The sequence below is a fragment of the Hylemonella sp. W303a genome (assembly GCF_046452315.1).
Taxonomy (GTDB): Bacteria; Pseudomonadota; Gammaproteobacteria; order Burkholderiales; family Burkholderiaceae_C; genus Hylemonella.
Window position 1 is genome coordinate 24939 of record NZ_JBKFDG010000008.1, and the last position, 18043, is coordinate 42981.

General features: G+C 66.4%; 20 protein-coding genes. 11 read left to right on the forward strand and 9 right to left on the reverse strand.

The window, feature by feature from the left end; translation table 11 throughout:
* Nucleotides 1-5: 5 nt before the first annotated feature.
* The 9 genes from ACLBKS_RS14905 (at nt 6) to ACLBKS_RS14945 (ending at nt 7295) form a co-directional block, all read left to right on the forward strand.
* Complete coding sequence (locus tag ACLBKS_RS14905) at nt 6-494, forward strand: aromatic-ring-hydroxylating dioxygenase subunit beta (protein WP_410193599.1); 489 nt, start codon at nt 6-8, stop codon at nt 492-494.
* Nucleotides 495-504: 10 nt separating this feature from the next.
* Entirely contained in the window at nt 505-1263 is a 759-nt protein-coding gene (locus ACLBKS_RS14910) for an SDR family NAD(P)-dependent oxidoreductase (protein WP_410193600.1), read from the forward strand.
* A 13-nt stretch (nt 1264-1276) separates the two neighbouring features.
* Nucleotides 1277-2254 carry a PDR/VanB family oxidoreductase gene (locus ACLBKS_RS14915; protein WP_410193601.1) on the forward strand — a complete coding sequence of 326 codons (978 nt, stop codon included), beginning with the start codon at nt 1277-1279 and terminating at the stop codon, nt 2252-2254.
* A gap of 54 nt (nt 2255-2308) precedes the next feature.
* On the forward strand, nt 2309-2815 hold the full coding sequence (locus ACLBKS_RS14920) for a flavin reductase (protein ID WP_410193602.1): 507 nt from the start codon (nt 2309-2311) through the stop codon (nt 2813-2815).
* 83 nt (nt 2816-2898) lie between these two features.
* Nucleotides 2899-4200 (forward strand): amidase, encoded by a 1302-nt coding sequence (locus ACLBKS_RS14925; RefSeq protein WP_410193603.1) that lies wholly within the window; start codon nt 2899-2901, stop codon nt 4198-4200.
* 35 nt (nt 4201-4235) lie between these two features.
* Nucleotides 4236-4805, forward strand: coding sequence for a nuclear transport factor 2 family protein (locus ACLBKS_RS14930; protein ID WP_410193604.1), 570 nt, complete (start codon nt 4236-4238; stop codon nt 4803-4805).
* 41 nt (nt 4806-4846) lie between these two features.
* The gene (locus tag ACLBKS_RS14935) at nt 4847-6073 is read left to right on the forward strand and encodes a helix-turn-helix domain-containing protein (protein WP_410193605.1); all 1227 of its coding nucleotides are present in this window, start codon (nt 4847-4849) and stop codon (nt 6071-6073) included.
* A 49-nt stretch (nt 6074-6122) separates the two neighbouring features.
* Nucleotides 6123-6791 carry a hypothetical protein gene (locus ACLBKS_RS14940; protein WP_410193606.1) on the forward strand — a complete coding sequence of 223 codons (669 nt, stop codon included), beginning with the start codon at nt 6123-6125 and terminating at the stop codon, nt 6789-6791.
* 45 nt (nt 6792-6836) lie between these two features.
* Nucleotides 6837-7295, forward strand: coding sequence for an SRPBCC family protein (locus ACLBKS_RS14945; RefSeq protein ID WP_410193607.1), 459 nt, complete (start codon nt 6837-6839; stop codon nt 7293-7295).
* A 365-nt stretch (nt 7296-7660) separates the two neighbouring features.
* Here the strand turns inward: ACLBKS_RS14945 and ACLBKS_RS14950 are convergent, their stop codons facing one another.
* The 3 genes from ACLBKS_RS14950 to ACLBKS_RS14960 form a co-directional block, all read right to left on the reverse strand.
* Complete coding sequence (locus ACLBKS_RS14950) at nt 7661-8095, reverse strand: hypothetical protein (protein WP_410193608.1); 435 nt, start codon at nt 8093-8095, stop codon at nt 7661-7663.
* Between the two features lie 250 nt (nt 8096-8345).
* The gene (locus tag ACLBKS_RS14955) at nt 8346-9233 is read right to left on the reverse strand and encodes a hypothetical protein (RefSeq protein WP_410193609.1); all 888 of its coding nucleotides are present in this window, start codon (nt 9231-9233) and stop codon (nt 8346-8348) included.
* Between the two features lie 373 nt (nt 9234-9606).
* Nucleotides 9607-10695 (reverse strand): NAD-dependent epimerase/dehydratase family protein, encoded by a 1089-nt coding sequence (locus ACLBKS_RS14960; RefSeq protein WP_410193610.1) that lies wholly within the window; start codon nt 10693-10695, stop codon nt 9607-9609.
* A 96-nt stretch (nt 10696-10791) separates the two neighbouring features.
* Here ACLBKS_RS14960 and ACLBKS_RS14965 point away from each other — a divergent pair, with 96 nt between their 5' ends.
* On the forward strand, nt 10792-11688 hold the full coding sequence (locus ACLBKS_RS14965; RefSeq protein WP_410193611.1) for a LysR family transcriptional regulator: 897 nt from the start codon (nt 10792-10794) through the stop codon (nt 11686-11688).
* 8 nt (nt 11689-11696) lie between these two features.
* On the opposite strand, the gene ACLBKS_RS14970 is transcribed toward ACLBKS_RS14965, so the two are convergent.
* The 5 genes from ACLBKS_RS14970 to ACLBKS_RS14990 all read right to left on the reverse strand — a co-directional run bounded on the left by ACLBKS_RS14970 (nt 11697) and on the right by ACLBKS_RS14990 (nt 15602).
* A complete protein-coding gene (locus ACLBKS_RS14970) occupies nt 11697-12305 on the reverse strand; it encodes a hypothetical protein (RefSeq protein WP_410193612.1) in 609 nt (202 codons plus the stop codon).
* Nucleotides 12302-12820, reverse strand: coding sequence for a carboxymuconolactone decarboxylase family protein (locus tag ACLBKS_RS14975; RefSeq protein ID WP_410193613.1), 519 nt, complete (start codon nt 12818-12820; stop codon nt 12302-12304). Before ACLBKS_RS14975 ends, ACLBKS_RS14970 begins: the two co-directional genes overlap by 4 nt.
* 9 nt (nt 12821-12829) lie before the next feature.
* A complete protein-coding gene (locus ACLBKS_RS14980) occupies nt 12830-13810 on the reverse strand; it encodes a Bug family tripartite tricarboxylate transporter substrate binding protein (protein WP_410193614.1) in 981 nt (326 codons plus the stop codon).
* Nucleotides 13811-13872: 62 nt separating this feature from the next.
* Nucleotides 13873-14715 (reverse strand): SDR family NAD(P)-dependent oxidoreductase, encoded by an 843-nt coding sequence (locus ACLBKS_RS14985; RefSeq protein ID WP_410193615.1) that lies wholly within the window; start codon nt 14713-14715, stop codon nt 13873-13875.
* Nucleotides 14712-15602: an amidohydrolase family protein gene (locus ACLBKS_RS14990; protein WP_410193616.1), complete on the reverse strand. Its 891-nt coding sequence runs from the start codon at nt 15600-15602 to the stop codon at nt 14712-14714. The genes ACLBKS_RS14985 and ACLBKS_RS14990 overlap by 4 nt, the downstream gene beginning before the upstream one ends.
* A gap of 111 nt (nt 15603-15713) precedes the next feature.
* Between ACLBKS_RS14990 and ACLBKS_RS14995 the strand changes: the two genes are divergently transcribed.
* On the forward strand, nt 15714-16616 hold the full coding sequence (locus ACLBKS_RS14995; RefSeq protein WP_410193617.1) for a LysR substrate-binding domain-containing protein: 903 nt from the start codon (nt 15714-15716) through the stop codon (nt 16614-16616).
* Between the two features lie 165 nt (nt 16617-16781).
* On the opposite strand, the gene ACLBKS_RS15000 is transcribed toward ACLBKS_RS14995, so the two are convergent.
* Nucleotides 16782-18041 carry a putative Na+/H+ antiporter gene (locus tag ACLBKS_RS15000; protein WP_410193618.1) on the reverse strand — a complete coding sequence of 420 codons (1260 nt, stop codon included), beginning with the start codon at nt 18039-18041 and terminating at the stop codon, nt 16782-16784.
* Nucleotides 18042-18043 lie beyond the last annotated feature (2 nt).

Here is an 18043-nt window from a genome sequence, read left to right on the forward strand (position 1 = left end):
TGCTGATGAACACCGCATTGAAGACCGACCTGCTGAACGAGGTCACGGCCTTTCTCTGGGCCGAGGCCGACATGCTCGACAACGAGCTGTACGAGGAATGGCTGCAACTCTGGCGCGAGGACGGGCTCTACATCGTGCCCATCGACCCGAAAGAGACGGACCACGAGAACACGCTGAACTACGCCTACGACAACGCCAAGATGCGCCGCATGCGCGTGCAGCGCCTGACGGGCGGCGAGTCCATCTCGACCAGCCCCGAACCGCGCACCGTGCGCATGGCCTCGCGCTTTCGCATCGTCGAGGACGACGGCGCCACGCTGACCGTGCGCTGCGCGCAGTTCCTGACTGACTTCCGCAAGGAAAACCAGCACCAGTACACGGCCAACCTGGTCTACACCCTGGAGCGCCACGGCGGAAGCTTTCGCATCGTGCGCAAGGTCGTGAAGCTGATCAACGCCGACGACGTGCTGCAGACCATCGGCTACATCCTCTGAGGCGCACACCATGACGCAAGCACCGACACACGACGTCGCCCTGGTGACGGGCGCGGCCCAGGGCCTGGGCGAAGTGATCGCCCGGCGCCTGCACGCCGCCGGCTACAAGGTCGCGGTGGCCGACTTGGCGATGGACAAAGCCGAGGCCGTGGCGACATCGCTGGACGCCACGGGCGCCACCGCGATGGCCCTGCAGCTTGACATCCGCCAGAAAGCCGATTTCGAAGCCTCGCGTGACCGGTTGCTTGAACGCTGGGGCAGCGTGCAGGTGCTGGTGAACAACGCCACCGTGACGCTGCACACGCCGATGATGAAGATCAGCCCCGAGGAATTCAACCACGTCATCACCACCAACCTCGGCGGCACCTTCTTCGGCTGCCAGGTCTTCGGCTCCTATTTCGCCGAGCAGAAATACGGCCGCATCATCAACCTGGCCTCGTTGGCCGGGCAAAACGGCGGCACTTCGGCCGGGGCGCACTACGCCTCGTCCAAGGCGGGCATCTTGGTGCTGACCAAGGTGGTCGCCAAGGAACTGGCTGGCGCAGGCGTGACGGTCAACGCCATCGCCCCCGGCCCCATCGACCTGCCCACGGTGCGCGCGACCGTGCCGGCTGAAAAGCTCCAGCACATCATCGACAATGTGATTCCGGTTCACCAATTGGGGAATCCGGATTTCATCGCCGACACCCTGGTGCATCTGGCCTCGCGTCAAGCCGGTTATGTGACTGGCGCAGCCTGGGATTTGAACGGCGGCATCTTCATGCGTTGACACCCAGACCCACATGACTTCTGCCCAGACTCTCCGCGTTCGTGTTGCCAAACGACAGGCCAGCGGCCAGGACATCGCCCTCTTCACCCTGGTGAGCGCCGACGGCGCGCCACTGCCCGCCTTCGAGGCCGGCGCGCACATCGACGTGCACCTGCCGGGTGGCTTGGTTCGCCAGTACTCGCTGTGCGGCGACCCCACCGACAAATCCCACTACCGCATCGGCGTGCTGCGCGACGCCAATTCGCGCGGCGGCTCGGTCGCGGTGCACGAACACCTGAAGGAAGGCGTGGAGCTGGAAATCAGCGCGCCGCGCAATCACTTCCCGCTGATCACCGGCGCGGGCGCGGGCAAGGCCTACCTGTTTGGCGGCGGCATCGGCGTGACGCCCATGATCGCGATGGCGCACACGCTGCACCAAACGGGCATGGACTTCGAGTTCCACTACAGCAGCCGCTCGCCCGCGCACATGGCCTTGCGCGAAGAATTGGGCGCCGCGCCCTACGCCGCGCGCGTGCACCAGCACTTTGACGAAGGCGCCCCCACGCCCGCGCAGCAGCGCGCGGACGCGGCCGCCATCCTCGGCGCCGCGCCCCCCGGAGCGCATGTCTATGTCTGCGGCCCCAAGGGCTACATGGACTGGGTGATGGACACGGCGCGCGCGCAGGGCTTCCCGAAAGAGCGCATCCACTACGAGTTCTTCCAGGTCGACGTGCAGAAAGGCGGCGACAGCTTCACCGTCGTGGCCCAGGCCAGCGGCAAGGAAGTGGTGGTGGAAGCGGAAGAAACCATCGCCAACGCGCTGGAGCGCATCGGCATCCGCGTGCAGGTGTCCTGTGAACAGGGCATCTGCGGCACCTGCCTGACCAATGTGCTCGAAGGCACGCCCGACCATCGCGACGAGTACCAGACCGACGAGGAGAAAGCGGCCAACGAGCAGATCACCATCTGCTGCTCGCGCTCGCTCACGCCGCGCCTGGTGCTGGACCTCTAGAAACCGCGCGCGGCCCTGACCCTGGCCGCCGCACACCAAGACCTGCAGACCCTCATGAGCACCCCCGTCACCTCGCAAGAATTCCGCGGCGCGCTGGCCCTGCTGACCGGCGCGGTCACGCTGATCACCACCGACGGCCCCGCGGGGCGGGCGGGCTTCACGGCCTCGGCGGTCTGCAGTGTCTCGGACGATCCGCCCACGGTGCTGGTCTGCATGCGCAGCGCGGCGCCGTCCAACCCGCTGTTCCGGCGCAACGCCGTGCTCTGCGTCAACGTGCTCACGCCAGCGCAGCAGCCGCTGGCAGCGGCCTTCGCCGATCCCCAACTCGGACAGGCCCAGCGCTTCAGCCATGGCAGCTGGGATGCCTTGGCTTCCGGCGCACCCGCGCTGCACGACGCGCTGATCAATCTGGATTGCCAGGTGGTCGACACCCATGTGATTGGCACGCACGACGTCTGCATCTGCCGGGTGCAGGGCGTGCGCGTGCGCCCCGAAGACGAGGCACTGGCTTACTTCAACCGGGCCTACCACCACCTCAACGCCGCGTCCCGCCTGGGCTGAGCCGCTGGCCTCACGCTGGCCCTGTCTTGGCCCCACCTTGGCACTTCGCCCTCCGGAACCCACCACGCTTTGGCGCATCGCCCATGACATCCGCCCCCGCCCTCGCCTCTGATATCCACCGGCTTTCCGCCACCGAACTCGCCCGCGGCCTGCACAGCCGCAGCCTCTCGGCCGAAGCGGTCGCCCGTGCCTGCCTGGCGCGCGTGGCTGAACGCGACGGTGAATTGCAGGCCTGGGTGCATGTGGACGAAAGCCAGGTGCTGGCGCAGGCGCGCGCGCTGGACCAGGGCCCCGTGCGCGGACTGCTGCACGGCCTGCCCGTGGGTGTGAAGGACGTGTTCGACACCCACGACATGCCCACGCAGTACGGCTCGCCCATCTACGCCGGATTCCGCCCACGTGCCGATGCCGCGCCGGTGGCCTTGGCGCGCGAAGCGGGCGCCGTGTTGCTGGGCAAGACCGCCACGACGGAGTTCAGCACCTTCCAGGCCAGCCCCACGCGCAACCCGCGCAACGTGAAGCACACGCCCGGCGGCTCGTCCAGCGGCTCCTGCGCTGCCGTGGGCGCTGACATGGTGCCCCTGGCCTTCGGCGCGCAGACGGCGGCCAGCATCATCCGCCCCGCCGCTTATTGCGGCGTGGTGGGCTACAAGCCCACCTACGGCCTCATCTCGGGCGTGGGCGTCAAGCCGCTCAGCCATACGCTGGACACCATCGGCTGCGTGGCGCGCACGGTGGACGACGTGGCCCTGTTCGCCGCCGCGCTCAGCGGCGACAAGACCTTGGCCGATCTGCCCGCCATCCACCAACCCCTGCGCATCGGCCTGTGCAAACCCCACGCCGACCAACTGCTGCCCGAAACCCACACCGCCATGGAACTGGCCGCGAAGCAGCTCGCCGCTGCCGGCGCCAAGGTGGTGGAGATTGCCCTGTCACCCGACCACACGCAACTCACGCAGGCCCACATCGACATCATGGCCTTCGAGACAGCGCGCGCCTTGTCCGACGAACGCCTGCGCCACGGGGACGAAATCAGCGCCGGCCTGCGCGGCGTGATCGACAAGGGCCTGCAGATGGATTACGCCCACTACGCAGCGCAGCTGCGCTACGTGGAAGAAACCCGCGCCACGCTGCCCGCGCTCTACGCGCGTTGTGATGTGCTGCTGGCCCCCAGCGCCGCCGGCGAAGCACCGCTGTTCGAAAGCGGCACGGGCGACCCGGCCTGGTGCCGGATGTGGACCCTGCTCGGCCTGCCTTGTGTGCACCTGCCCTTCACGCAAGGGCCGCAGGGCTTGCCCGTGGGTCTGCAGGCCGTCGGCGCCCTGCACAGTGACCGCACCACCCTGGCCGCGTCGGCGTGGATGCTGAAGCAGCTCACCGCCTGAAGCCCAGCCTAAAAACCCGCACACAGCCCGCCACCATGACCGAAACCCAACTCACACAAGCCGTGCTGGACTTGCAGCAACGTGTGTCCGTGCTGGAAGCCGAGGCCGAGGTGCGCCGCATCCAGGCGCGCTACATGTTCCTCTGCGACACGCCCTGCCCCGAGCCCGTGGCCGACGACGCCGAGCGCATCGAGAAAATTCTCGCGCTCTATGCGGAAGACGCGGTGTGGGAAGGCGTGGGCGAGTACTACAACGGCCAATTCGGCCGCGCTGAAGGCAAGGCCGCGATTCGCACGCACTTCCAGAACTTCTGGGGCCAGAAAAAAGACCCGGCCCTGCTGCTCAACGCCCACTACCTGACCAGCGAGCAGATCCACGTGCACGCCGACGGCCTCAACGCCGACGGGCAATGGATCCACATGCAACCCTGGCTCTTCTCCGACGGCCAGGCCCTGCTGCGCTCCAGCCGCTTGAACAACCTGTTCAAGAAGGTGGATGGCGTCTGGAAGATCGCGCGCACGCGCACGGAGAACGTGTTTGTCGCGCCGCTGACTAAGAACTTTGCCGAGGCCTTTCCGAGTCAGTCGGTGTTGATGCGGGGTTGAGCCGCGTCCGAGCACGTCAGGCCACGTGCTACCCTGCCCGCATGGATTCCCTGCTGGCCGCCGCGGCCCGGGCCTATGCTCGGGGCGACGTGATCGAGACGCTCAGGCACGTCAGCCTGCGCGACGACCCGCCCGCGCTCGCGCTGCGCGGCGTGGCATTGGCCCAGCTGGGTGAAACCACCCGGGCGCGCGAACTGCTGCGCCAGGCCGCCCGTGGCTTTGGCGCCCGCGAAACCGTGTCGCGGGCGCGCTGCGTGGTCGCTGAGGCCGAGGTGGCCTTGGCGCTGCGTGATCTCGGCGCCTCGCAACGGGGCTTGACCACGGCCATCGGCGTGCTCGACACGCATGGCGACGCAAGCAATGCCCAACACGCGCGGCTGATCGTCGCGCGCCGATCACTCTTGCTGGGTCGTCTGGACGAAGCGGCGAGCTTGCTGGCCGCACTCGACCCCACCAAGGCCACGCCCGTGGTGGCGGCGGTCATCGAACTGCTGTCGGCGGAAGTCGCCTTGCGGTCCTTGCACACACCGACGGCCCGGGCTGCGCTCGATCGGGCCCACACCTGGGCGCAGCGCGCGGGCGTGCCCGCGCTGCTGGCGGAGGTCCGCGAGGTGGCCGCCGCGCTCGAACAGACCGCGGCCCTGCGCGTGGATGCGGGAGGGCGTGAAACCGCGTTGACGCTGGATGGCGTGGCCGACTTGCTCGCCAAGCCCGGAACCCTGCTGGTCGATGGCTTGCACCGGGTGCTGCGGGCGGGCGAGCACAGCGTTGGGCTCGCGCGCCGGCCCGTGCTGTTCGCGCTCGCGCGGGCACTGGCATTGGCCTGGCCGGGCGAGGCCGAGCGCGGGACCTTGATCGCGAACGTCTTTCGCACACGGCGGCCGGACGAAAGCCACCGGGCGCGCCTGCGCGTGGAGATGGGACGCCTGCGCGCGCTGATCGCCGGGTTCGCCAGCGTGGAAGCGACCGCCGGTGGTTATGCCTTGCGTCCCCACGCCGACCGCACACCCGTGCTGCTGGCGCCGCCTATCGCGGGCGAGCAGGGCGCGCTGCGCGCCTTGTTGAGTGATGGCCTGCCCTGGTCCACCTCGGCCCTCGCGCTGGCGACCGACGCCAGCCAGCGCACGGTGCAACGCGCGCTGGCCGAGCTGGTCGCGCAGGGCCAGGCCCGCGCGGTGGGCCAGGGACGCGCGCGCCGCTGGCTGGCGCCGCCCCTGGCCGAATTCACGACGATCTTGTTACTCCCCACGGCGGCGCCACACGCGTAAATTCCCTGCATCGGCGCCGATCCCCGGCGCGACTTCAGGAGCGACACGCGTGAGCAAGACACCCCGCCCTTCCCCATCGGCACGCCCCGCCGAGATCGTGCGCGAGTTCGGTCCCTACGAGGGTGTGCAGGCCGTCCATGGCATCACCCACGATGGCCAGCAAATCTGGGCTGCGGTCGGCGAGCGGCTGATCGCCATCGACCCTTCCGATGGCCGGATCGCGCGGACCTTGCCCCGCGCGGGCGACGCCGGCACGGCCTTCGATGGCCACTACCTCTACCAGATCGCCGAGGCGCGCATCGACAAGATCGACCCGGCCAGCGGCGAGGTGCTGGCCACCATCCCCGCACCCGGCCAAGGCCGCGACTCCGGCCTGGCCTGGGCCGAAGGCAGCCTCTGGGTGGGCCAGTACCGGGACCGCACGATCCTGCGCATCAACCCCGAAACCGGCCAGGTGCTGCGCACCATCGAGGCCAACCGCTTCGTGACCGGCGTCAGCTGGGTGGACGGCGAACTTTGGCACGGCACCTGGGAAGGCGAGGAAAGCGAGATCCGCCGCATCGACCCCGACAGCGGCGAGGTGCTGGACCGACTGGCCATGCCGCCCGGTACGGGCGTCAGCGGCATGGAATCCGACGGCGCCGACCTCTTCTACTGCGGCGGTGGCGGCAGCGGCACCGTGCGCGCGGTGCGTCGGCCCCGGCGCGCGACGAACTGACCCCCGACGAACCTCAACCTTTCATCCCCACCTGAAGGAACCACCATGCACCACATCACCCACCGCATCGGCATCCACGCCCCTCTGGCCCGAGTTCAACAAGCGCTGACCACCATCGACGGCCTGGCGGGCTGGTGGACCCGCGACACCGAGGGCCAGACCGGCGTCGGCCAAACCATCACCTTCACCTTCCGCGACCACGGCGGCGGCGAGATGGGGCGTTTTGTCATGAAGGTGTTGCCGCCCACCGCCACGCAACAGGTGCGCTGGTCCGTACAGGCCGGTCCGCCGGAATGGGTGGGCACCGAGGTGTGCTTCGCGCTGTCGAGCCACGACGGCCAAACCGTGCTGCTGTTCGCGCACCGCGATTGGCGCGAGGAAGTCGAGTTCATGGCCCACTGCAGCATGAAGTGGGCGACCTTTCTGCTGAGCCTGCGCGCGCTAGTGGAGCAAGGCCGCGGCCAGCCCGCGCCCGAGGACCTGAAGATCGATAACTGGAACTGAGGCACAAAGTGCGGCCGCCTGATGACTGCACGACTGCACGACCATGGTCAGCGCCGGTGCAGGTGCACGAAGTCGATGAAGGCGGGCAAGGCGGCTGGCACATGCCGTTGGCGCGGGACGTAGAGATTTGACTAAGCCGCTCTTAGGCAATTTTCCCCGCTGACTTCAGGACTGAGTTGGAGCAGGGTCGATGCGTTCTCTCGACCCGTTGCGGACGGCCAGATTCTGAGAAAGCGGACGCTCAGCGCAGCGAACAAAACGTCCGTTGGAACCGCTGTATGGAATCACTAGCAGTTTGGCGTCCACTGAGTCCATGCCCAACGGGCGGTCCTATGGAACGGAACCTCCAGGCTAGGCGTCACCGCTCAGAAAAGCTCCTGCCACTTGTCATCGAAGCGAAAGGTGTTCACAACCCAGCCATTCTGTCCCTTGTAGCCGTAGAACATCCAGCGCATCGCGTGCTTCTCGAACTTGTGGATGTAGACGAGTCGGACCAATGAGTCACCGATCAGATCTTCCTTGATGAACTCTTGGCCGATTGAGGCCCCAAAGCGTGTGGTCATGGCAGGCAACTGCAAAGGAAGCTGCCCCAGCATTGCGTCGAACTCTGCGGGTGGAATGATCGTCAGCGGACGAAAGGCCTTTAGACCACCTTCGATATCCCCGCTGCCAACTTTGGCCATGGCGGTATCCGTGACCTTGCGAAGATCGGCAAGGGTTGGGACACCTTGCGCAAAAGCTGGTGCGACGATCAGTACAAGAAGCGCAGGGGAGAGAAAGAGTTGAAGGATTCTTTTCATGACAAGACGGTGTGGTTGTGTTGTGTGGTCTCTAACGTAGGGTAGACGGCAAACCGCGTTGGATAGATTCGGAGACCACCGACGCATGTTCTTGGGAAAGCGCCTGAAATCTTTTTTGAATATTTCGTTGGCAGCTTGTATTTCCAACAGCTGTACAGGCATAAATTTTCCATGAAACCCGGCGCCCCCTCGTTGCAATCAACTCGCTTTTTCTGACAAGGATGGGAAATGCGGACACTCAACGCCTGAATTAGATGGCGGGCACCGTGATTGCATGGGCGGGATGGCTTTCAGACCTGGCCAGCACAAGCTTTAGATCGTATTTCGTCAATGCACCGTCAATGCCCTTCACTGCAAACGCAAACGCGTCGATGTTCTCACCAACAAACGCATTGGGTAGTGGCTGGGAAATCAATTGCAAACGAGCGAGACTCAGCTGGGCGTCCGCGCTAAGTGCGTAGTTCACTGCCACAAGATTGGGGCGATGAGAACCCAACTTATTCGACTTCGACTTCGCATGGGCGGCCTCCTGAAGCGCACGCTGCAGATATTGGGCGGGATCACCCACGTTCCTTGGTCGCACTGACGGATCGTATGAATCTGCGTCTGGTCCCTCGAGATAGATCGCGAGACCACCTTTGCTCGCTTTGCTCAACACGATCGGGTAGCAGGCCCGAGCAAGGTGGCGCTTTGCCGCCAGTCCTTCGCTATCGAGTAGCGGGGACATGAGGCTCGACAGTTCGTCGGATAGCGACACACTGTCATTTGGCAACGAAAGTGGTAAGCACAGATCGTGCGATACGCGCAAGTCGCCACCGAGCAACTGGAGCAATTCTTCAACAAACAGTTCGACGCCGAAAGACTTGCGGTAGACATAGCACTCGACGAACAACTTCTGCCCGCCTATGTCAACAGAAAGGTCTGGTCCGCCAGCGTTCCAACTGACGTTGTCGCCCTGGGTGCTGAGGTACTCAGCAACCTGCAGCTGCCAAACTAAAGACCAGAAGTCCGCAAAGTCACCACTTTGAAGAAGCGCCTGCTCGTGCTCCCAGTTGGGCAGAAGCTCTGCGTGCTCGATGAGTTGATTGAGGCGCTGGACCAGTTGCTCATCTTGAAAGGTGCCCAACCGCCATGCCATGTAGTGGCAAAAATAGGGCGCAACCTCGCGGCGGCCCTGCAACAGTGAGATTGGGAAGTTCCGAGCGATAGCGGGGAACTTTGAGAGCCGCGCTTTTACACGAGGCCAAGAAAGTAGCCGCTCGACGAGAACCCGCTGTGCGGCGGGCGCAGTGCAATTCATAGCCATCGAGCCATCTAACGAGACTGTGTTTTAACCCCTTCGCTTGAAGAGATTCTCAATTTAGTGGATTTCTGTACAGGTATCAATAAAGTCGGCAACCCACGCAACGGTCGAGCCAGAGTCTAGAGGCAAATGGCAAGGAGACTCCACCTCAATAGGCGTTGAGCGACTGGATTGAGCGGAGATTCGGAATGCCGGCTTCTGGTCGTTCTCAGCCCACCGCACGCGCCATCAAACCTCGCTCCACAGGCAAGCACCCCAGCCCCTCCAGTGTCGCCTCCAACGCCACCTCCAAGGGCGTATGCGGCTCCTGCCCCAACGTGCGCACCAGAAGCTGGTTGTCCATCCGCACCTCGGTCGACCAGAGGTAGCGCATCTCCATCATTTCACGCAAGGTCGCCACGAAAGGCGAAACCAGGCGCATCAGCCACCAGGGGAAGGCCTTCAACTTCGGGGCTTGCCCACCTCGACGCGCCACCACGCGCTGGATGGCGCGGCCGAATTCGCGGCCGTCGGCATCCCAATAACCGGCCATGTGGAAACGCGCGAAGGCGGGCAGCTCATGACGTTTCTTCAACAGGGCCAGCATGGTGGCGGCCACGTCGGGCAGGTAAGCGTATTGGTGGCCGACGCCGGGCGCCCTACCCTGAACACTGGGCAGTTGCACGGCGGTGACGGGCTGCCCCGGCTTCACCATGCCCTGGGCCAGCCAGTTGTTGCCCGCCTTGGGCCCGAAGAAATCCCCGGCGCGCACGATGATGACGCGCACCTCGCCGCTTGAGGCGGCGTCGGCCAGACGCTGTTCCAGCGCGACGCGGATCGCGCCCTTGCGCGTGGTCGGGCTCTGCGGCGCGTCTTCGCGGATGGGCTGGGCAAACACGTCCGGACCGTAGTTGTAGACCGTGCCGGGCAGCACCACCGTCGCCCCCACGGCACGCGCTGCCGCGATGGTGTTGTCCATCATGGGCAGCACCCATTCGGCCCAGCGCCGGTAGCCGGGCGGGTTGACGGCGTGCACGATCACCGAGCAGCCTTGCGCGGCGGCCAGCACGTCGGCGGCGTTGAGCGCGTCACCCGGCACCCATTCGATGCCCGCAGCGTCCACCACCGCGACCACGCCGCGTTTCATGGCACGCACTTGCCAGCCCGCCTGGCGCAGCTGGCGCGCCACCTCGCCGCCGATGCCGCCCGTGGCGCCCAGTACCAAGGCCTGGCTTGCTGCGCCTGCTGCGCCTGCCGCGACTGCCGCGCGTGTTGCCCCTGCAATGGCGACCTCATTCGTTGGCTTGCTGTCCTGCATGTCTGTTCTCCATCCAAAGTTGCGATGGAGGGATTCTTCGCGCGATCAGCCCCTTTGAGAATTGCCTAAACGTGCAGAGCCGCCATACATTAATGCATGACCAACACCATCGGATGGGAGCTGTACCGGACCTTTCTGTCCGTGCTGCAGGAGGGTTCGCAGTCGGGCGCGGCCCGCGCGCTGGGCCTGGCGCAGCCGACCGTGGGCCGCCACATTTCGGCGCTTGAGGAATCACTGGGCGTGACGCTGTTCACGCGTTCGCAGACCGGGCTGCTGCCCACGGACCTGGCCCTGAGCCTGCGCGAGGACCTGGAGGCCATGCACAGCACGGCCGCCGCACTCGAACGCAACGCGCGTGGCCTGGGCGAGGGCATCCGGGGGGCGGTGCGCGTGTCGGCCAGCGAAGTGGTGGGTGTCGAGGTGCTGCCGCCGATCCTGGTGGCCCTGCGCGAACAGCATCCGGGGTTGGAGATTGAGCTGGTGCTCAGCAACAAGGTGCAAGACCTGGTGCGGCGCGAGGCGGACATCGCGGTGCGCATGACGACGCCGCAGCAAGACGTGCTGCTGGCCACGCGCGTGGGTGACGTGCCCGTGGGCCTGTACGCGCACCAGAGCTACATCGCCGCGCACGGCCAGCCCCAGCAGATGGCCGATCTGGCGCAGCACGCGCTGATCGGCTTCGATCAGGAGACGCCCTTCATCCGCGCGGCGAGCGAGCGCCAACCGCTCTGGAAGCGCGAGAACTTCGCCTGGCGCTGCGACAGTGACCTGGCCCAGCGCGCGCTGCTGCGCGCGGGCGCGGGCATAGGCGCCTGCCAGGTGGAGCTGGCGCGGCGGGACCCAGAGCTGGTGCGCGTGCTGGCCGATGAATTTGTGTTTCCGCTGACGACCTGGGTCGTCATGCACGAAGGCCTGCGCGCCAACCCGCGCTTTCGCGCCGTGTTCGACGCGCTGGTGGCGGGCCTGCGGCGCTACACCACGCCAGCGCCCTGACCGAAGGCCTAGACGCTCACAGGCTGGAACATGGTCCGCCGTGTGTTGCGAAAGTGCGGCCGCGTGCGATCGCTCCACGGCGTTCCCCGAACGGCCAACCACGGCACTGATCCGAGTGTGCTTTCGCTCACCAGGTCGTAACAGGCGAGCGAACGGGGCCCGCCGTCATGGTTGGTCCAGCGCTGGGCGCGGATGCAACCAGGCACGCTGGCCAGGCCGGGCAAGTGTTCGACGGCGTACCAGCGCTCAATCTCCTGCATCCACCCCTCGTCCGCGTCGGTTTCGACGACGTAATGCGCGTGGGGCTCCTGGCCCTGCGACACACCGGGCAGGTCCAGTTGCTTTTCCAGGCGATGCAGTTCGGCGCTGGGCAGTCCGCGTTCTTTCAGGCGCGCGCGCCAAGCTTGCCAAGCGGATTCATCCAGCCTGAGCTGGCGCGGCAGCTCCAGGTAGACATAGAGCAGATCCTGCGTTGCCTGATGCGCGCAACGCAAGGTGACCACCTCGGGATAAGCGGCGCGCAAGCTGCTGGCCCAATCCTCGCCCCAGGCTTGCCGCAGGGCTTGCAAACTGGCGCGCAGCAACAGCGCATCGACGGACACGGTTGGCTCGCTCAATGGCCGACCTCCAGCGCCACCAAGAGGCGCGACACCATGTTGTAGGCCGCGATGGTGACCACCAGGTCCAGCAAGGAACGCTCGTTCATCGAGGACGACAGTTGATCCATCAAGGCGGGTTCGACCTGAACGTCGCGCGTCATCTGGTCGGTCAAGCGCAAGGCCAGGGCCTGTGAATCGCTCAGACCAGCAAGCCCCTCGATGGACGGCAGGCGCAGCGCTTCGATGACGGCATCCGGCACGCCTGCGGCTTGCGCATGCGGCACATGCGCGTCGAACTCATACGGCGCGCCATTGAGCACCGCCACGCGCAAGATCACCAGTTCGCGCACGTCCGCGGGCAAGGTGTTGCGGTTGCGCACCGCCGACAGCATCTGCTCCCAACCCTCGGCCATGGGCGGGCTGTTGAGCAGCAGCTGGTAGAGCGGCGAAATACGGCCGCGCGCCTGGGCGATGCGCGCTTCCAGCGCGGCCAACTCCGGACGGGTGCCCGGCGTGATGGGTGCGATGCGCATGCCGCCGGATCAGTCGGGTTTGATCTGCTTGGCCTTGACCACGCGAGCCCACTTGTCAGTGTCGGCGCGCAAGAGCGCCGCGAGTTCCGCCGGTGAGTTCGCGCTCGGCTCGGCGCCCGACGCCGCCAGCTTGCTGCGCACGGCCTCGTTCTGCAAGGCGTTGCGCACCGCGCGATTGACGCGGTTGACTTCCGTCGCGGGGGTGCCCTTGCCCGCGAACAAGGCGTACCAGTTGTCCGAGTCCACGCCCGCGATGCCCATTTCCTTGAAGGTCTTCACCTCGGGCAGCAGGGGGTGACGACGTGCGGCCGCGATGCCGATGGCCTTGAGCTTGCCGCCCTTGATGTGGCTGATGAGGCCGGGGATGTCGCCAAAGAATCCGTCCACGTGGCCCGCGATCACGTCGGTGATGGCGGGCGCGGCGCCCTTGTAGGGCACGTGCATCAGCTTGATGCCCGCCGCGTCGTTCAGCAACTCCATGGCCAGATGCGGCACGCTGCCCGAACCGGAGGACGCCATGGCCAATGCGTCGGGGCCCCGCTTGCGCGCTGCTTCGACGAACTCGGCGCCGGTGTTGTACGGCGCGTTGGCGGGCACCACCAGCACCTCTACGTTGTTGACGACCAGGGACACCGGCGTCAGGTCTTTCAGCGGGTCATAGCTTAGGCGGGGGTAGAGGGACGGGTTGATGGCAACGGCGCCCACGCTGGTCAACCACAGCGTGGTGGCGTCCGGCGCGGAGCGCACCACGGACTCGGCGGCGATCGCACCGTTGCCTCCCGGCTTGTTTTCGATGATGACGGTATGCCCCAGCTCATGGGACAGCGCATCGCCCAGCGTGCGTGCAACGAAATCGACCGGACCACCGGGGGGAAAGGCCACGATCAAACGCGTGATCTTGCCTTGCGCGCGCAGCGGCAGGGCAGCGCCCAGCAGGGCGGCGCCCACGCCCAGCGAGAAATCACGGCGGTTGGGAAAAGAAGGCTTCATGTCGGTCTCCAGGTTGTGATGGTTCGGTGTGGGTTGGGTATTGGTTCGTCAGCGTTCGGCCCTCAGTCGCAGCGCACGGACATGCCGCCGTCCACGACGATCTCGGCGCCGGTGATGAAACGGGCCTCGTCGCTGGCGAGGAAGACGGCCGCGGTCGCGGTGTCGCGGCCATCGCCCATGAAGGGCAGAGGAATGCGCGCTTGGCGTTCGCGCAGCAAGGCATCCACATCGCCTCCGGCTCGCTGACCTGCCAATCGGACCTCGACCATCGGCGTGTGCAACTGGCCTGGCACCACGGTGTTCACGCGGATGCCGCGGCTGGCGTATTCCACCGCCATCACCTTGGACATCTGGATCACGCCCGCCTTGGCGGCGGCATAGGCGACTTGGGCCGCGCCCGTCCAGCGCAGTCCGGACGTGGAGGACACATTGACGATGGCACCGCCGCCCTGCGCCACCATCGCGGGCAACACATGCTTGCACGTCAGGAACACGCTCTTGAGGTTGAAGGCGATCTGCTGGTCCCACACCGCTTCGCTCATCTGCTCCGGTCCGCCCTTGGCGGAACCGCCGACGTTGTTGACCAAGATGTCGATGCGGCCGTGCGACTGCAGCGCGCGCTGCACAGCCGCCTCCACGGAGTCCGAGCGGGTGACATCGCATTCGCCGCCAAAGAAGCGGCCCCCACTGGCCTCGACCTTCTCGGCGGTTTCGCGCAGACGCGCGCTGTCCAGGTCCACGCCATGGACGATGGCGCCTTCCTGCGCGAAGCGCACCGCCACGGCGCGCCCGTTGCCCCAGCCGGGTCCGACCGAACCGGCCCCCGTCACCAGGGCCACCTTGCCAGCCAGGCGGCCGGCCACGGGCGTGGCAAAGGGATCGTTCATCGAGCGCGGTGTCGTCATGCAGGGAATCGGTAGAACTGCATGGGGTTGTGAACCAGCACCTGCTCCAAATGCGTCCGGTCCGGCATGATCTGCGCCAGCGCGTCCACCAGCGCGCCGTCGTCGGGCACGTGGGTGTGGTTGGGATGCGGCCAGTCCGTGCCCCACAGGCAGCGCTCTGGAAAGCGCTCGACGAGCTGGCGCGCCAGGGCCACGCCAGCCACGTAACGTCGCTCGGGCGGCGCCTGTGCATCAATGCGGTCGATGCCGCTGACCTTGACGCGGAACAAGGGGTTCTCCATCAAGCGCAGCAAGGCCTGGAAGTCAGGATGCTCCGCGCCCAGGCTTGCGTCGACGCGACCCATATGGTCGATCACCACGGGCACGGCGCTGTGGGCCAGTGCGGGCCCCAGGCCATGGATGAGCGCGCTCTCGAAATGCACCTGGAGATGCAGGCCCACCTCGGCCAATCGGCGGCTCAGCGCGATGACCGGCTCGACCGCGATCGGCGCGCCCAGCCGTTGCATGAAGTTGAAGCGCACGCCTCGAAAACCGGCGGCGGCCAGGCGGCGCAGTTCTTCGTCCGGTACATCCACATCCACCAAGGCGACGCCCAGATAGCGTCCCGCCCCGGCCACGATGGCGTCCTCCACCACGCGGTTGTCCAGGCCGTGCACCACCGACTGCACGATCACGCAGCGCTCGATGCCCAGCTGCCGGTGCAAGGCGAACAAGGTGTCGCGCGGCGCATCCTCGGGCGTCATGTGGCGCTGGGGCGCGTAAGGGTAGGTCGATGTCGGCCCGAACACGTGCACATGCGCATCACAAGCGCCGACCGGCAGTCGCAAGGCCGGTCGGCTGGGCTGGCGCAGGTAGGTGAGCACGCGCTCGGAGCTGATGACGCTCATGTTCTTGTTCTAGGCCCAACGACGGGTAGCGGGTTCAAGTTGGGGCCATTATTGAAACTGCACCCCGATTCGGGAAGCCAATGGCTTCTATAGCAGCTATGCTCAGTTCCTATGGACATGCGTCAGCTTCAGTATTTCGTTCGGGTCGTTGAATCGGGCAGTTTCAGTGCCGCGGCCGCCTCGCTGCACATGACCCAACCCTCGCTGAGTCGTCAGGTCGCACTGCTCGAGGCCGATGTGCGGCAGAGGCTGCTGACGCGAACGGGCCGCGGCGTCATGCCGACGGAAGCTGGGCAGGCCTTGCTGGCGCATGCACGGCAGATTCTGGAGATCGCGACCCGGGCGCGCGAGGAGCTGCGCGAACTCAACGCCAGCCCGTCGGGGCGCGTGGTGATCGGCCTGCCACCGCGCGTGGCCTTGCAGCTGAGCGCCGAACTGGTCGCACGCTTCCGCGAACGACTGCCGCGTGCCGTGCTGTCGATTTCGGAAGGGCTGAGCTTGCACCTGCGGGAGTGGCTCGTCGCGGGACGGCTGGACCTGGCGCTGCTCTTCGATCCAGCGCCCTCACCCCAACTCAGCTACCACACGCTGCTGCAAGAGCCCTTGCTGCTGGTGGCACCGCCGGGCACCACCTTGCCGGCGCGGGTCGCCTTGTCGGCCCTGCCCACGTATCCCGTGGTGCTGCCGAGCGCGCCGAACTCGATTCGCAGCCTGGTTGAAACCTTGCTCCTGCCGCGCGGCATCACGCTGCAGGTGCTGGCCGAGGTCGGCGCGGTGCAGACGGTGCTGGCCTTGGTGGAACGCGGCGTGGGCTGCACGCTGCTGCCCGAGAGCGCCCTGCATCTGGGCTCGGGGGTGAGGCTGCCGCGTGCGCCCATCGGTCCGCCCGGTGTGCGCAACAAGCTGGTGCTCGCGACGCCACGCGCGGGCCCCAACACCCGCCTGCTGAAGGAAACCCGCGCCTTGCTGCTGGAGTTGGATCACCGGGCCATGTTGAGTGGCGCGCCACACTGAGCAGCGCGTACCGAGCCTGCACGGCAAGTCGGTGGCCTTCCCGCGCACTGGCCCCGTCACGCTCACTTGTGCTTCCACTCGCACTTCCGCTCACACGCACCTGCATGCAGGGCGAGCGGCACTCTTGTTCAGCAGAGCGCGCGGGTTTGCACATCACAAAGCCGCTCAGAGCAGAAGAAAGGCGGCTGCGGCCACCGCCGTGGGCGGCAAGGCCCCCAGCAGCAGGCCGCCGATGCTGAGGGCCCCCTGGCTGAAGCCTTTCTTCAGCAGCGCCGCACCCGCGGGATTGGGCGCGTTGGCGATCACTGTCAAGCCGCCGCCCGCGACCGCGCCCGCCACCAGCATGTACTTGGCCTCGTCCGAAATGCCGGTGATCAGGGAACCCAGGTACGTCAACGCTGCGTTGTCGGTGATGGCCGTGAGCGCCATCGCGCCCCAGTACAGCTCCAGCGGCGCGAGGCTGCTGACCAAAGGTTGCAACCACCAGGCTTGCATGCCTCCGAGCACGACCAGACCGGCCAGGAAGAAGCCCACCAGCAGCGCCTCGCGCAGCACCAGGGGGCTCTGATGGCGGGCATAGGCCTGGGTGAAGCCCAGGAACATCAGGAACAGGGCCAGGAACATGACGGGGTAATGCGCCAGCGCCACGATGCCCGCCAGCAAGCCCGCATGCACCAGCACGATCGCCCAGGGCACGCGGCGCTCCTGCGCGCGCTCGACCGCCGTGCCAGACTCGACGAGGTGCGGCCGCAGAACCCAGGTCGCGGCCGTCGCGTTGACGCAGACCGCCAGCGCGGCCTTCCACCCGAACTGGGTGAACATGAAGGCGCTGTCCCAACCCCAGGCCTGGGCCACCATCAGCACCGGCGGCGCCGCGTAGGAGGTCAAGGTCCCCCCGATCGAGATGTTCACGAACAAGACGCCCAGCGCGAAGTACTTGGGCAGTGTAGGGACCGACAAGCGGAACACCTGGGGCGCCAGCATGAGCGCGGCAATCGTCATGGCCGCCGGTTCAGTGATCAGCGATCCGAGCAAGGGCACGGCGGCGAAACCCAGCCACACCGCCGCCACGGGTGCGGACACGGGCGCGCGCGACGCGAGCCATTGGATGGATGCGGACACGGTCTGGGTGATGGGCTTGGAAGCCGCCACCACCATGACCGCGACGACGAACAAGGGTTCGGTGTAGTTGCGGCTGTTGGCGTAGCTCAGCGCCGCCCCCGCATCCACCACCAAGGCCATCGTCAGCACCAGGACGATGGCCCAGAAACCGAACACCACCTCCACTTCACCGAGCAGGTGGAAGACACCGGCATGGCGGGGAAAGCGATGGGAAAGGCGCTCAAACTGCTTGGCGAGAAAAGTGTGCAGCAGGGCCAGGGCGAAGATGACGGCGGCAATCGCCTCGATGGGTGTGGGCATCATGT

Coding starts and splice junctions, on each gene's coding strand:
- ACLBKS_RS14935 (WP_410193605.1), top strand. CDS start 4,847: ATGGATTCCCTGCTGGCCGCCGCGGCCCGGGCCTATGCTCGGGGCGAC.
- ACLBKS_RS14950 (WP_410193608.1), bottom strand. CDS start 8,095: ATGAAAAGAATCCTTCAACTCTTTCTCTCCCCTGCGCTTCTTGTACTG.
- ACLBKS_RS14930 (WP_410193604.1), top strand. CDS start 4,236: ATGACCGAAACCCAACTCACACAAGCCGTGCTGGACTTGCAGCAACGT.
- ACLBKS_RS14905 (WP_410193599.1), top strand. CDS start 6: ATGAACACCGCATTGAAGACCGACCTGCTGAACGAGGTCACGGCCTTT.
- ACLBKS_RS14945 (WP_410193607.1), top strand. CDS start 6,837: ATGCACCACATCACCCACCGCATCGGCATCCACGCCCCTCTGGCCCGA.
- ACLBKS_RS14995 (WP_410193617.1), top strand. CDS start 15,714: ATGGACATGCGTCAGCTTCAGTATTTCGTTCGGGTCGTTGAATCGGGC.
- ACLBKS_RS14990 (WP_410193616.1), bottom strand. CDS start 15,602: ATGAGCGTCATCAGCTCCGAGCGCGTGCTCACCTACCTGCGCCAGCCC.
- ACLBKS_RS15000 (WP_410193618.1), bottom strand. CDS start 18,041: ATGATGCCCACACCCATCGAGGCGATTGCCGCCGTCATCTTCGCCCTG.
- ACLBKS_RS14925 (WP_410193603.1), top strand. CDS start 2,899: ATGACATCCGCCCCCGCCCTCGCCTCTGATATCCACCGGCTTTCCGCC.
- ACLBKS_RS14955 (WP_410193609.1), bottom strand. CDS start 9,233: ATGGCATGGCGGTTGGGCACCTTTCAAGATGAGCAACTGGTCCAGCGC.
- ACLBKS_RS14910 (WP_410193600.1), top strand. CDS start 505: ATGACGCAAGCACCGACACACGACGTCGCCCTGGTGACGGGCGCGGCC.
- ACLBKS_RS14985 (WP_410193615.1), bottom strand. CDS start 14,715: ATGACGACACCGCGCTCGATGAACGATCCCTTTGCCACGCCCGTGGCC.
- ACLBKS_RS14960 (WP_410193610.1), bottom strand. CDS start 10,695: ATGCAGGACAGCAAGCCAACGAATGAGGTCGCCATTGCAGGGGCAACA.
- ACLBKS_RS14920 (WP_410193602.1), top strand. CDS start 2,309: ATGAGCACCCCCGTCACCTCGCAAGAATTCCGCGGCGCGCTGGCCCTG.
- ACLBKS_RS14980 (WP_410193614.1), bottom strand. CDS start 13,810: ATGAAGCCTTCTTTTCCCAACCGCCGTGATTTCTCGCTGGGCGTGGGC.
- ACLBKS_RS14915 (WP_410193601.1), top strand. CDS start 1,277: ATGACTTCTGCCCAGACTCTCCGCGTTCGTGTTGCCAAACGACAGGCC.
- ACLBKS_RS14965 (WP_410193611.1), top strand. CDS start 10,792: ATGACCAACACCATCGGATGGGAGCTGTACCGGACCTTTCTGTCCGTG.
- ACLBKS_RS14975 (WP_410193613.1), bottom strand. CDS start 12,820: ATGCGCATCGCACCCATCACGCCGGGCACCCGTCCGGAGTTGGCCGCG.